The 14,101-nt window shown below is 49.4% G+C and carries 12 protein-coding genes; 4 read left to right on the forward strand and 8 right to left on the reverse strand.

Annotation, left to right across the window (positions count from 1 at the left end):
• Positions 1 to 82: 82 nt before the first annotated feature.
• Both xylB and xylA read right to left on the reverse strand, forming a co-directional pair.
• Positions 83 to 1,606, reverse strand: coding sequence for a xylulokinase (xylB, locus tag NSQ68_RS21715; RefSeq protein ID WP_342427150.1), 1,524 nt, complete (start codon positions 1,604 to 1,606; stop codon positions 83 to 85).
• A gap of 178 nt (positions 1,607 to 1,784) precedes the next feature.
• Positions 1,785 to 3,101 carry a xylose isomerase gene (gene xylA / locus NSQ68_RS21720; protein ID WP_013311966.1) on the reverse strand — a complete coding sequence of 439 codons (1,317 nt, stop codon included), beginning with the start codon at positions 3,099 to 3,101 and terminating at the stop codon, positions 1,785 to 1,787.
• Between the two features lie 134 nt (positions 3,102 to 3,235).
• On the opposite strand from xylA, the gene NSQ68_RS21725 reads away from it, so the two are divergent.
• Positions 3,236 to 4,408 (forward strand): ROK family transcriptional regulator, encoded by a 1,173-nt coding sequence (locus NSQ68_RS21725; protein WP_342427151.1) that lies wholly within the window; start codon positions 3,236 to 3,238, stop codon positions 4,406 to 4,408.
• Between the two features lie 92 nt (positions 4,409 to 4,500).
• Here the strand turns inward: NSQ68_RS21725 and NSQ68_RS21730 are convergent, their stop codons facing one another.
• Together NSQ68_RS21730 and trxB are read right to left on the reverse strand one after the other, a co-directional pair.
• Positions 4,501 to 4,731: a glutaredoxin family protein gene (locus NSQ68_RS21730; RefSeq protein ID WP_007432162.1), complete on the reverse strand. Its 231-nt coding sequence runs from the start codon at positions 4,729 to 4,731 to the stop codon at positions 4,501 to 4,503.
• A 57-nt stretch (positions 4,732 to 4,788) separates the two neighbouring features.
• The gene (gene trxB / locus NSQ68_RS21735; protein WP_342427152.1) at positions 4,789 to 5,730 is read right to left on the reverse strand and encodes a thioredoxin-disulfide reductase; all 942 of its coding nucleotides are present in this window, start codon (positions 5,728 to 5,730) and stop codon (positions 4,789 to 4,791) included.
• Positions 5,731 to 6,011: 281 nt separating this feature from the next.
• On the opposite strand from trxB, the gene NSQ68_RS21740 reads away from it, so the two are divergent.
• Positions 6,012 to 6,743 (forward strand): ZIP family metal transporter, encoded by a 732-nt coding sequence (locus NSQ68_RS21740; RefSeq protein ID WP_013311970.1) that lies wholly within the window; start codon positions 6,012 to 6,014, stop codon positions 6,741 to 6,743.
• Positions 6,744 to 6,825: 82 nt separating this feature from the next.
• On the opposite strand, the gene NSQ68_RS21745 is transcribed toward NSQ68_RS21740, so the two are convergent.
• Together NSQ68_RS21745 and NSQ68_RS21750 are read right to left on the reverse strand one after the other, a co-directional pair.
• Positions 6,826 to 7,287, reverse strand: a complete 462-nt coding sequence (locus tag NSQ68_RS21745; protein WP_342427153.1) for a hypothetical protein — start codon at positions 7,285 to 7,287, stop codon at positions 6,826 to 6,828.
• A 10-nt stretch (positions 7,288 to 7,297) separates the two neighbouring features.
• Positions 7,298 to 7,855: an NAD(P)H-dependent oxidoreductase gene (locus NSQ68_RS21750; RefSeq protein ID WP_165149444.1), complete on the reverse strand. Its 558-nt coding sequence runs from the start codon at positions 7,853 to 7,855 to the stop codon at positions 7,298 to 7,300.
• 133 nt (positions 7,856 to 7,988) lie between these two features.
• Here NSQ68_RS21750 and NSQ68_RS21755 point away from each other — a divergent pair, with 133 nt between their 5' ends.
• On the forward strand, positions 7,989 to 8,624 hold the full coding sequence (locus NSQ68_RS21755; protein ID WP_342427154.1) for an HlyD family efflux transporter periplasmic adaptor subunit: 636 nt from the start codon (positions 7,989 to 7,991) through the stop codon (positions 8,622 to 8,624).
• 9 nt (positions 8,625 to 8,633) lie between these two features.
• Entirely contained in the window at positions 8,634 to 10,157 is a 1,524-nt protein-coding gene (locus NSQ68_RS21760) for a DHA2 family efflux MFS transporter permease subunit (RefSeq protein ID WP_307353621.1), read from the forward strand.
• A gap of 143 nt (positions 10,158 to 10,300) precedes the next feature.
• On the opposite strand, the gene NSQ68_RS21765 is transcribed toward NSQ68_RS21760, so the two are convergent.
• Together NSQ68_RS21765 and NSQ68_RS21770 are read right to left on the reverse strand one after the other, a co-directional pair.
• Positions 10,301 to 12,283, reverse strand: coding sequence for a heavy metal translocating P-type ATPase (locus NSQ68_RS21765; RefSeq protein ID WP_342429150.1), 1,983 nt, complete (start codon positions 12,281 to 12,283; stop codon positions 10,301 to 10,303).
• 308 nt (positions 12,284 to 12,591) lie between these two features.
• Positions 12,592 to 14,055 (reverse strand): PEP-utilizing protein, encoded by a 1,464-nt coding sequence (locus NSQ68_RS21770; protein WP_342427155.1) that lies wholly within the window; start codon positions 14,053 to 14,055, stop codon positions 12,592 to 12,594.
• Positions 14,056 to 14,101 lie beyond the last annotated feature (46 nt).

Raw genomic sequence — 14,101 nt, forward strand, 5'->3', positions numbered from 1 at the left:
AACTCATCATCACATAAAAAGCGGCTTCGGGGGTTTCTTACACCCGAAGCCGCTTCTTATTTACGCTTAAAGCTCACCGTGTTCAGCGATATACTGCCAAATGCTCATTTAGCTCTCGCGTGTGCAAGTAAACTTCACGATACAGCTCATATAGGCCTTCATACTGTGCCACACGTTCCGAGCTCGGCGAATATCTCGCTGCTTCACGCAGAAAAGCTTCAGCACACGCTTGCAGAGATTCGAACCAGCCACTACCATAAGCAGCCAACATGGCCGCCCCCAAGGCAGGTCCCTGCTCGCTTTCCAGCTTGATGATATCCGCGTTAAAAATATCTGCCTGCATTTGCAGCCATGCCTCATTACGCGCACCGCCGCCGATAGAAATGACTTCATTCACCGTTTTGCCCGTTCCTCTGAGAATATCAATAGATTCCTTGAGCGAAAACGTTATTCCTTCCAGTACCGCTCGTGTAAAATGCGCAAGCTTATGACCCGCATCCATCCCGATAAAGCTGCCTCGAATGGTTGCATCCGGATGAGGTGTACGTTCGCCGACGATATAAGGCGTGAACAACAGCCCTTGGCTGCCCGGCTCAATAGAGTTCACATCTGCCAACAGTGCATCAAAAGAATGCTCTGGTGCAAAGGTATCCTTAAACCAGGTTAAGCTGTATCCGGCCGCGAGCGTAACCCCCATAATATAATAAGCATCCTGCTCACTATGATTAAAAAAATGCGCCCGCCCCTGCACAACAATATCCTTGCGTTCCTCATAGGAAAGTACAACCCCTGAGGTGCCGATGCTGCACAGGGTGCGGCCTTCACTCAAAATGCCGGCACCAATCGCGCCACATGCGTTGTCCGCACCACCTGCAAAGACCTTCGTTTCAGGCGAAAGCCCGCTCTGCTCCGCAATCTCCGGCAATAGCGTACCCGTCTGATCAAAGGATTCCACCAGCGGCGGAAACAGCGACAACGGTAGATCAAACGCGGCAGCGATCTCTTCGCTCCACTGCTTGTTCGCAATATCCAGCAGCAGCGTGCCCGCCGCATCCGAATACTCCGTTGCCAGCTCTCCTGTCAGACAGTAGCGCACATAATCCTTGGGTAGCATAAAATGTGCCGCACGGGCCAGCACGTCTGGCTCATGCTCCTGCACCCACAGCAGCTTGGGCAGCGTGAAGCCTTCCAGCGCGCGATTACGTGCGATGTTCAGCAGCTCCGACCCGAGCTGTTCTTCAATACGACGGCATTGTGCTGTCGTACGCGTGTCATTCCACAGAATAGCCGGACGAAGCACTTGGCCTTCCTTGTCAGTCAGCACAAGCCCGTGCATCTGTCCCGAAAAGCTAATACCGTCTACGGCATCTGTGCCGCCGATTCCGGCCTTCTCCATAAGCTGTTTCAGTGATGCTAACGTGCCACTGACCCAGTCCTCAGGGTGCTGTTCGCTATACCCTGCCTTCGGCTGATGGAGCGGATAAGACTGAGAGGTTTCATAAGCCACCTGCCCCTTGCGGTTAACCAGCACCGTTTTGACCGCGCTGGTACCCAAGTCTACTCCGATGACATAGCGCTCCTGCTTCTGATTTAGCTTCTCCTGCATTGGAGTACCTCCTTCCCTGTTATCGTGTATCCCTTATCCCATCAGGATTTTGCAAAATTTGATTCCAGTCGCTCCAAGGTACAATATATAAGACGAATAAAATCATTTCGATCTATATATTCCTGATTACACGTCGCTCTGTGGATTTTTGCAAAATCCTCACATATATAAGCTGGTATTAGTCAGCCAAAATGTATTGATTTAATGTTGCTTTCAGATATTCCTGGCGACCTGATACGTTTTTGCGTGGTGTTTCGTTCGCCAGAGCATATTCAGCCAGAGAAGCAAGCGTTGCTTTTCCGGATACGATGTCTGCTCCAATACCTTCTTTAAAACTGCTGTAACGCTTCTCAATAAAGTCCTCAAACACACGATCCTCGATCAGTTTGGCGGCTACCTTCAGTCCCTTCGCATACGTATCCATACCTGCGATGTGCGCAAGGAACAAGTCTTCTGGCTCAAATGATGCTCTGCGCACCTTGGCATCAAAGTTGATACCGCCACGGCCCAAGCCTTCATTTTGCAGCACTTCATACATGGTCAGTGTGGCATCATACAGATCAACCGGGAATTCGTCCGTATCCCAGCCCAGCAGCAAATCTCCCTGATTTGCATCCAGTGATCCCAGCATGCCGTTAATCCGTGCTACACGCACTTCATGATCAAAAGTATGACCCGCCAAAGTTGCATGATTAGCTTCCAGATTAAGCTTGAAATGTTGATCCAGATCATATTTTTGCAGGAAAGCAATCGTCGTCGCCGCATCAAAATCATACTGATGCTTAGTTGGCTCCTTCGGTTTTGGCTCAATCAGGAACTGAGCGTCAAAGCCAATTTCACGCGCATAGTCTACGGCCATATGGAACATACGTCCCAAATTGTCCTGCTCCAGCTTCAAATCCGTGTTCAGCAGTGTTTCGTAGCCTTCACGGCCTCCCCAGAAAACATAGTTATCTGCGCCCAGACGTTTGCCCACTTCCAGTCCTTTTTTAATCTGAGCAGCTGCGTGTGCGTATACATCTGCATTGCAAGTCGAGGCAGCCCCATGCAAATAACGTGGATGGCTAAACATGTTCGCCGTGTTCCACAGCAGTTTTTTCCCCGTAGCTTTCATATGTTCCTCAATCAGATCCACGATGGTATCCAGATTGCTGTAAAATTCCTTCAATGACGCGCCTTCCGGTGCAATATCCACATCGTGGAAAGCGAAATAAGGTAAATTCAGCTTATCCAGCAGTTCAAAGGCAGCTTCCACACGTGCCTTCGCCAAATCCAGCCCGGTAAACTTGGACCATGGACGTTCCGCTGTTTCCACACCAAAAGGATCGGAGCCGCCTGCAACCAGTGTATGCCAATAGGCCATGCTAAAACGCAAATGCTCCTCCATCGTTTTTCCCGCTACAATTTCCTGTGGATTATAAAATTTGAACGCAAAAGGATTGTCGGATTGCTTGCCCTCAAAGTTAATTTTAGATACCTGTTCGAAATAAGCCATTATAAGTTCCTCCTTTATAGTAAACGTTTACAAAAACGATTCTAGCACAGCCAAAAGACTTTGTCTATTGCTTAAACTAAGTTTGTTTTTATGATATAATATCAGGAATTACACCAACAGGAAGTGAATTAACCATGAATGTAACTGGCGATCAGGCGCTTGTCAAAAAGCTGAATAAATCCATCGTGCTGGAGCGTATTCGCCTTCATGCTCCGCTATCCCGGGCACAGTTATCCAGTCAAACTGGATTAAACAAGGCCACCGTTTCCAATCTGGTGGCAGAGCTCATTACCGACGGATTGGTGTATGAGACAGGATTAGGAGAATCCAGCGGTGGGCGTAAGCCTTTAATGCTGCTGTTCAACAGCCGTGCGGGCTTTGTACTCGGTATCGAGGTGAGTGTACAGTACATCAAGGGCGCTCTGACCGATCTGGCAGGTACCATTGAAGCAGAGCTTACTCTTTCCCTAACTCAGCATGATCCTGCCTTTATTATGGGACAGATTCGAAAGCTCGTTCAGGAGCTCATGCAGGTCACTCCTCCCTCCCCTCATGGTATCGTCGGCATTGGGCTGGGGGTACCGGGTATGGTGGATGAAACTGGAACGGTTTTGTTCGCACCCAATCTGGGCTGGGAAGAGGTTCCGCTGCGGCAGCAGCTTGAGGCTGAGCTAGGTCTGCCCGTCATAGTGGATAACGAAGCCAACGTTGGCGCGCAGGGCGAGTTGTACTATGGTATGGACGGCGATCACCGACAGCTGGTGCGGGATCTGGTCTACATCAGTGCAGGGTCTGGAATCGGGGCCGGGATTATCATTGACGGCAAACCGTATCAAGGAGCTTGGGGGTACGCCGGAGAGACGGGTCATATGACCATTGATTGGAACGGACGGCTCTGCTCCTGTGGTAGTCGCGGCTGCTGGGAGCTCTATGCTTCAGAGAAGGCCTATGTATCATCCACATTGAAACTGCCTGCACATAATACAGCTGAATTACTGCCGTTTGCTCAGCAAGGTGAAGCGAGTACATTAAGCGTCCTTGATGATATTGGACGATATTTGGGTGTGGGTATTACCAACATTGTGAACAGCCTCAACCCCGGAATGCTTATCATTGGCGGTCCACTGGCGGAAGCCAGACCTTGGTTGGAGCAAAGTATGCGTGAAGTGATTGACGAACGTGCCCTGCCCTATCACCGTCGGCAACTACAGATTCGTTTCTCCACGCTTGGCAGCCGTTCGACGATGCTAGGCGCCGCCTATGCAGCAACCGCTCCTTTTCTCGGGCGAGTACGTGTGTCCTTATAAGTAAAAAGGCACCCATTGCAGTATTAGCTGCGATGGGTGCCTTTTCTTAACCATATAACGATCATAGGACCGTCGTCTGCTGTTAGGTTGGATTAAGCGTTCAACACTTTTTCAAACTTGGTTTTGTTCATACCGGAAATACGTTCTTCCCCGATCAAAGTCAATGGAACAGCACGAATGCCCATATCCCAAACCTCTTGAGCAAAAGCTTCATTGGTTTCAATGTTGCGTTCTTCGTACTCCACGCCTTTTTCACTCAAATAGCTTTTTACTTGACGGCAATGCGGGCAGTTTGTAGATGTGTATACGATTGCTTTTTCCATGAATATCACCTCATCATTTATTTTGTTAATCATATTTATTCAATATTGCGAGAATCATTACAGGGCCAGTGCGCTGTGCTCCAGACTTTCGATGTACTTCTCGCTGTCCATAGCGGCCATGCAACCACTACCTGCTGCAGTAATCGCTTGTCTGTAACGTGTATCTTGTACGTCGCCACAAGCGAATACGCCAGGCACGTTTGTTTCGGAAGTACCCGGATTTACGACGATATAACCGTTCGCATCCGTTGTAATTTGCCCTTCGAGGAAGCCCGTATTCGGATGATGACCAATCGCCACGAATACGCCGCTAACTGTAATGATCTCCTCTTCGCCTGTTGCATTATTCAGCACTTTCAAGCCAGTGACTCCATTCTCGTCCGCAATCACTTCTATAGGAGTACGATTAAGCGCCCATTCAATTTTGTTGTTCGCACGAGCACGATCCTGCATAATTTTGGAGGCACGCATTTCTTCACGACGATGTACCAACGTTACTTTGGAGGCAAAGCGAGTCAGGAAATTGGCTTCTTCTAATGCAGAGTCTCCACCGCCGATGACAACAATTTCTTTGCCGCGGAAAAAGAAGCCGTCGCATGTTGCGCAAGTGCTTACGCCACGTCCGATATTATCCTGTTCACCGGGAATACCCAGATATTTGGCAGTCGCTCCTGTGGAAATAATTAGCGTATCAGTAACCAGTTCACCCAAACCTTCTACATCCAATGTAAATGGACGAGCGGTTGTGTCTACTTTGTTTACCCAGCCTGTGCGGAATTCAGCGCCAAAACGCTCCGCTTGCTTACGCATATTATCCATCAAATCGGGTCCCATGATTCCTTCAGGAAAACCCGGGAAATTTTCGACTTCCGTAGTCGTAGTTAATTGTCCGCCTGGCTGTGGTCCTTCGATCACCAGTGGGCTCATATTGGCACGTGCCAGATAAATTGCAGCGGTCAAACCGGCAGGGCCGGTACCTATAATAATGGACTTGTACATATCTTGGTTCCTCCTAAAATAACATAAGTATTATATAACGAGTTTTCGGAACCGGGCGCTGGGCAGCTGCATATACTCTAAAAGTAATTCCACCAGAAGCTTATCCCAAAATGTGGACACCCGGATATTACAAAAACGAATCACTTGTTTTACAGCTTCTTATGACTTAGACTGATTCTAAATCCTAATTTCATTATGCGGAAAGAGCTGTAAACAGTCAAATGAAGTTTTCATGAAGCGAAGCTTAAAGATAAATCAGGTATGGAGGGATTATCCCGATTATGAATGACGTTTTTGTAGGTAGCTTTATTTCTGCCCTGTCCACTGGGCTCGGCGCCGTGCCCATACTGTTTATGCGCAATATCACGCATCGGCTTCGCGATGTTCTGTTGGCTTATGCCGCAGGAATTATGACCTCTGCCTCCGTGTATAACCTCATTCCCGAAGCGATCCAGCATTCCAATTGGTTCGTGCTGACTGCGGGAATTCTGCTCGGCTGCCTCGTATTACTGGTGATGGAAATGTACATTCCCCATGCGGATTTGGAGGACCCGGATTCCAAGACCTTTCAACTGGAGTCCAAATCTTTTCTCATTATCGCAGCTATTACATTGCACAATTTGCCGGAAGGACTCTCTGTTGGGGTCAGCTATGCGAGTGAGACTCACAATCTCGGAAATCTGATCGCCTTCTCTATCGGCCTGCAAAATGCCCCGGAAGGCTTTATCGTAGCACTATTTCTTGTGAATCAAAACATCGGCCGTTTCAAGGCCTTGGGCATTGCTACCCTCACTGGAGCTGTGGAAATCATTACGAGTCTGATCGGCTTTTATTTGAGCAGCTGGGTGAACGGACTGGTACCTTACGGCCTTGCTTTTGCCGCCGGAGCCATGATGTTTATCGTCTACAAGGAACTGATTCCCGAGAGTCACGGGGATGGTAACCAGCGGATCGCCACATTCTCTTTTATTCTCGGCTTAATTACGATGATTGGGCTAACCGAATGGCTATAGCCGAGCAACACAAAAAGGCTGCTTATCTGCCTGTAATCCAGACAGATAAGCAGCCTTTTTGGCATGTTCATATGGAGATACGTCATTTTTTTTGGTTCATGGAGCGCAGTGCTTCACGGTACTGCTCGTCCTCACTTTTGTGATTCTCCTTCTCTCCCTTGGATATTGGGGAACGTCTTTCCTTTTCTTCGTCCTTTTTGGCAAAACCACGTAAAGCCGCACGATAATCCTGATCTCCGTAAGTATCTTTAATATTCTCACGATCTTTTTCCACCTTCTTATCCGTCTGGATATCAGGCACCTTGTGTTGTTCCTCCGCATGATGTTCTTCGACATCGATATCCTTAGGAGGCGTCTCTTGCGCAGGATCTATCCATTCACGCGCCTCGGGTTCCACCTGCACAGGATAAGGACGTTTGCTTCTTTGCCGTGAGTCCTCTTCGGTAGAGCGAGTCTTGGAAGAGGACTTGCGCGTCATCTTCGTATTAAATACGAGCAAAAAAATAAAGGCAACCGCAGCTACTACGATAAAAGCAATGGTCATCGGTAGCCTCCTATTCTCTTTCAGCGCTACGGTACCGTCCCGCTATTTCAGCGACCCGTTTGCCCAAAGAGCGGCCTAGTGCAAGATCATCACCCGTTGGAAGATTAGGTGGTCCATTGGGGTCAGTCTCCACCGGACATGTTATCCCTACGCCGTAATAGGAGCCGTATAATGCATTTTCCGTAATATTGGCGGGCAGTCCTACAATAATCATGCCTTGATGAAGCATTGGAGTAATCAAATTCAGAAGTGTGGATTCCAATCCACCATGAACGGTAGCGGTTGTGCAAAACACAGCGCCGATTTTGTCCACCAGTTTGCCCTGCGCCCACAGATACCCCAGCTTATCAATCCAGCTTTTCAGACCGCTGCTGATCGTACCAAAATGCCCCGGACAACCCCATAGGATCGCATCCACACTCACTAGCTCATTCACATCGGCCTCATTTACATGCTTTAACAACACTTCCGTGTGCTCAAGGTGTGCTCCTTCTGCAATTGAGCGTGCGAGACGTTCGGTATGCCCATTTTCACTGTCATATACAATCATGATTCTGGTCGTCGTCATTATGCGCATCATCCTTTGTCAGCAAAATCATCCTTTTCGCATGCGCTCTTAACCTTGCCCAAAATCCATCTGAATATTATGAATCGTTTGACGCATACTTTGAAAATCCAAGAACTAGGGAGGCATGTTACACATGAATTCACGCGCCATATTAGTCAACTTGCTAGTTATTATCATTATTCTGGCAGGAGGTGGAGCCGCCGCCTATTACTACAATCAATCCGCCAACTACATAAAAACCGATAATGCCCAAGTGAGTGGACAAGCGGTTAACGTTGCCTCTCCAGGCGCTGGCAAGCTCACAGGCTGGAATGCTGAAGTTGGTAAAACCTACACCGCTGGAAGCACACTGGGTAATGTAGAAGGAGGCGGAAGCCGAATTAGCGTTACGATTCCAACCGATGGTACCATCGTGCAGCAATCTGCGGTCAACAACTCAATTGTTGGGGCAGGCACGCCTTTAGCGAAGGCTTTTGATCTAAACAATTTATGGATTACCGCCAATATAGACGAAACGGCTGTACAGGATCTTCAAGTAGGACAAACCGTAGATGTATATATTGATGCTTACCCGGATACGTCCCTGAGCGGTAAACTCGAAAAGATCGGCCTGGCGACCGCATCGACTTTTTCACTACTGCCCACTTCCAACACCACTGCCAACTATACCAAGGTGACGCAGGTCGTGCCTGTCAATATTTCCATTCAAGGTTACAAGGGGCTGGGTATTATCCCGGGAATGAGTGCGACTATCAGAGTTCACAAGTAGGAGGCTGTCATGGATCAAAAAATGTCCGTCGGACGTATTCTGTCCGTGCTGCTGCTAGGCGCCTTCATTTCGATTTTGAATCAAACGCTGCTTAACGTGGCCATTCCACACTTGATGAATGATTTCAATGTGTCTGCCACAACCGTTCAATGGCTTTCCACCGGATATATGCTGACCAACGGGATTTTGATTCCTATCACTGCTTTTCTGATTGAGTCCTTCGGAACACGTGCGCTGTTCATATCGGCGATGGGGTTATTTACTGCCGGGTCTGTCGTCTGTGCTGCCAGTACCGGCTTTGCGCCTATGCTGGTTGGACGCGTTATTCAGGCCAGCGGAGCAGGCATCATCATGCCTGTGGTCATGAACGTGTTCCTGACTGTGTTTCCTCCGGAAAAACGGGGCGCTGCCATGGGTACCATGGGAATCGCCATGATGTTTGCCCCGGCGATTGGACCGACTTTATCCGGCTATATTGTGGAGCATTACAGCTGGCGGCTGCTATTTTTACTCGTTATTCCGCTGGCGATCATTGATATTCTGTTTGCCATACGCTGGCTCAAAAATGTATCCAAGCTAACAAAACCGAACTTTGACTTGTTGGGAACCATCTTCTCCACCCTTGGCTTTGGCTTCCTGCTGTATGGCTTTAGTTCGGCTGGAGACAAAGGCTGGAATAGCAATACGGTAATCCTTACACTCGCTGCCGGGGTGGTGTTTATTGTATTGTTTATCGTGCGCGAGCTGAATATGATACAGCCGATGCTGGAGTTCCGTGTGTTTAAATATGATATTTTTACTGTATCAACCTTAGTCGGGGCTACCGTCAACATGACGATGTTCGGCGGGATGCTGCTGCTGCCAATCTATTTGCAAAATATACGCGGCTTTACACCGTTGCAATCCGGTCTGCTGCTGTTGCCGGGTGCACTGCTGATGGGGGTGATGTCACCGATATCAGGGGCAGTATTTGACCGTATCGGCGCAAGGCCGTTGGCGATCATTGGGCTGATCATTACGGCAGTCACGACATGGGAATTCAGTCTGCTGACCGACGCCACCACCTACGGACATATTATGATCATCTATACGATTCGCAGCTTCGGAATGTCATTGCTGATGATGTCCGTCCAGACGGAAGGGCTAAACCAGCTGCCTCCCCATCTCGGTAGCCATGGTACAGCCATGTCCAATACAGTACGGCAAATTGCTGGGTCTATCGGTACCGCTTGGCTCATTACTGTAATGAGCAGCCGAACCACGATTCATGTAGCGGATTATGCGAATGTCGCTACCACCGCCAATGTTCCTTTAACCGAAGGGGTAGCACAGTTGGGGCAAACCCTCGCGCAAACGGCGGGCATTTCAACGGAAAGTGGTTCATCGTTGGCGCTACAACAGGTGTACCGAAGTGCTGTTACGGAATCGACGATCCATGGCATTAATGATGCCTTCATCATTGCTACAGGGATTGCACTGGCAGGGCTATTGTTTTCCTTGTTCTTACGACGGTCTACGCCACGCCGAAGATAGACGTACATGTTGGCGAACTAGAGGTATAAGATGAACTTGCCATGTACACAAAATAGGCTGCACTACAAAAGAAGGAGCATTCCCCCCTTGAATTTCAAGAGGATGAATGCTCCTTCCTGTTCGTCTTCTTGTGATTATTAGCCCTATGACCGCAATAAGCGCAGGCCATTCAAAATAACTAGTAATGTGCTGCCTTCATGCCCAATAACCCCAAATGGCAGGGCTATATCTTGCGCAAAGTTGCTGATCACAAGCAGCAAAATGACACTTACCGCGAAGATCATATTTTGTTTAACCACCCGCTGCGCCTTGCGCGCCAGTGCTATCGTCGGAGCGATCTCCTCGATTCCATCGTTCATCAGTACCACGTCAGCGACCTCTAGCGCTGCTCCGCTACCATGCATCCCCATGCCTAGTCCTACGGTTGCTGCTGTCAATGCAGGAGCGTCGTTCACACCGTCGCCGACCATGACGACATGCCCGTACTGCTCCCGCAGCATGCGAATATGGCTGACTTTGTCCTCCGGCATTAAGCCAGCATATACGGCGTCGACCCCTGCCTGCTCCGCGATCACAGCGGCCGTATCTGGGCGGTCTCCGGTCAGCATGACGACCCGGATACCCTGCGCTTGCAGGCGTTTCACGGACTCTTGGGCCTGCGGACGCAGCTCGTCGCGTAGTGCCAGCATTCCGGCAATCCGATCATCCGCGAGGATGATGGATACGGTTTTGCCCTCAGCTTCCAGCCGGGCCCGCCTCTCCATCCACTCTGGCTCTGCCAGAGAACCAGGTTCATCCAGTACATTTGTACGCCCAATTTTCCACTTCACTCCGTCTATGATGCCTTCCATTCCCCATCCGGTGAGTGCCTGCACTTCTTCGGTTGGAAGAAGATCTCTCTGTCCCAAATCAGCTTCGGCTTTGGCTACAATCGCTCGCGCCAGCGGATGCAAAGAATAGCTTTCAATTGTGGCGACCATGTGCAATAGCTCATCGGCATCGTATTCTGCGGCGGTAATCCAATCCGTGACGACAGGTGACCCCATCGTTAACGTGCCTGTTTTGTCAAAAGCAATAACAGAAGTCAATGCCATATTCTCCACATGTGCACCACCTTTGAACAGGATGCCCCGACGGGCACGGTTGGAAATGGCCGATAGCATTACTGGCATAATGGATGATACGAGCGCACAGGGTGAGGCCACGACGAGGAACACCATAGCCTTATAAAATGCTGCTGCCCACGTCCAGCCTAATGCTATGGGTGCACCGGCAATGACGATCAGCGTGACAGCAACAACAATTCGAGCGTACACCGATTCGAACGTTTTAATAAAACGCTGGGAATCAGGAACTTCGGTCTGAGCCTCTTCCACCATACGAATGATTTTTGAAAATAAAGTATCCTCTGAGGACTGACTAACCTCTACATATAGCACGCCTTCTCCATTAATGGTGCCGGCATATACTTCGTCACCTTCCACCTTATTTACCGGAACAGATTCCCCGGTAATCGAAGCCTGATTCACCGCCGAAACGCCCTTGGAGATTCGGCCGTCTGCCGGAATCAGTTCGCCCGGCTTCACCAGCAGCAGGTCGCCTGGCAATAGCTGCTCAATACCGACCGTTTCCGTCCCCTCGCGAGACAAGCGCAATGCCGTTTCCGGCTTCAACGCCATGAGCTCGGAAATATCCTTACTACTACGCTCGGTGGTATAGCTCTCCAGTGCACCGCTGAGTGCAAAAATAAAGATCAGCATGGCTCCTTCATTCCAATAGCCAATGGCCGCAGCTCCTAGGGAGGCAGCAATCATGAGCAGGTTAACATCCAGATCATGTTCTCGGATCAGTGTTTCGACTCCTTCTCTGGCTTTGGACCAGCCCCCAAGGGCATAGGACACCACATACAGAATGACCGATAGCCATTGCCACCAATGTGAGACTCCCCATGCCATCAGCATCAGCAATCCACTACCTAGAGCAGCTTGCATCTCCTTGTTTTTCAGCATGCTTTTAAGCTGAAATTGCGGCTTGCGATTCGGACCGGGCCGTCCGCTGCCACTGTTTTTTGAAAGGGTTCGGTTAGAGGGAGACAATGTATCTTGTAATCGTTGAACAGCTTGCATCATGTCACGTTCCTTTCCATATTTTGTTCCTTGTACTAGCATCTCATTGAGAATGATATCCATTGTTAAGTGCCCTAAAATAGCACATGCTGCTTCGGGAAGCCCGAAGCAGCATGTTTAGCAAATGAGAATGATAATCATTTTTGCATCTATACAATTATTTTGGTTTAGAGAAACTTTTGTTTTATTATATACCTTTTCTTTTCCACTTGTAAACCACCAATGACCTAAATAAAAAAAGATACCCGCGCAAACAACGCAGGTATCCTCCATATTTAGAGCATCCTATTCATGCATCCCGGTTATCTTCAGGCTAAAGGAAACTTCCACGCATGGTTGTGTACAGTTCCTGAAGTGTGCTGATGATCTGCGGGCTGTTGCAGTCCCAGACGCGCAGCCGCAAGGCGTGCAGCGGGAACTGCTGTGTCCGGGCAAATGACCCCCGTCAGCTCATTCTCCCAGATCAAAATCTCATTCAGAGACTGGTTAATTTCATCTACTGCTACCCATAAAGGAAGCTCGGGCTTTACACGCCGAACAGCTTCCATTATGCATTTTATCGTATCACTAGTATTCTCATGACCATCGACAACGGAATCGACAGCGGATGGAACCAACTGATCCACAGCCCTATTGCCATCGGATGGAGTTGGTATGACTTCTAAAATGACCGTATCGGCAAAACGTGCCAGATCTGCAGCTTGAGCCACCTGCTTGATCTGTCGTGCACCCACTTCGGATATGTTATTGGGGTTGGCTGACTCCTCCGACCGTGCGGCTTTCCCGTTCCATGTTGGGCTTATGTTAGACACCAAAGACGGGTCAACTGTCAAAAGCACGCCTACCCGATATGGAATGCACCGAAAACGTCCGCATAAGGTCTGCTCCGCAACGCCGTCAATCCAGTCTCGGGTTGCCCGGAATTCGTCCACATCAGCCGGATTGCGTACCATAATCTCCAGCTTGGGTTCTCCCCCCTGCCGCACGCTCCGCAACGCCGCACGCATTAATGCCTCCAGCTGCATATCTTGCAAGCTGCCAATACCCACTGCATTGTTCTGCTCAATTAGGGCTATAGTGAGTGGTGAGCCGTTCAGAGACTCGAATAAGCTTTCATATTTCGTTTCCAGCAAGCTGATGATTCGGCGGGACAAATGCTCACACAATCCAGGCAGGCCAGATGCCTGGTTAAAGGTTTTGTACGTGTCAGATGCACGAGAACCGGGAATAAGGATGGGATCTGGCTCCCCGTCAGGGGCATGAATCGTCTGTCCAGACTCAGCTACCTCCAGATAGGCATAGCATAATTCCCCCACGCGGCCAGAGACCTGTGACAAGGGGCCATGCAGAAGACTATAACCGTCATAACTGCCTATTTCTGATGCTGTCTCTGTACTTAAACGACTCATACTTGCAGGAGCATCGGCATAAATCCGTATGAAGGTACGTCTGTATTCATCGCTCCATTTTAAGAGTGTACCCATTGCTTGCCCAATATCGTTACCGCTATTCAGCATCGTTTCCCCCAGTAATTCGGGATTCGCAGCCATCAAAGCCTCCGCTCGACTGATTACGCCCTGCTCAGCTAAACCAACCAGCCAGCCCAACGGATCTTCCTCCTGCGTAGCAGATACTTCATGGCTGCCTGCCCTTAGCGTCTCCATAGCCAACCTCTGTGCAGCAGTCTCCATACCCGACTCTGGATCTTTGAGATCCCGGCTGTTTTTGCCGCCCAACAGCTCTGCGAATACATGCATCAGTTTAGCCTCCATGCTATTAATCCATCCTTTCTTCCGTCAGCAAGTTGGCACACACGAA

It is taken from the genome of Paenibacillus sp. FSL L8-0158 (assembly GCF_038592965.1).
GTDB classification, from domain to species: Bacteria; Bacillota; Bacilli; order Paenibacillales; family Paenibacillaceae; genus Paenibacillus; species Paenibacillus polymyxa_D.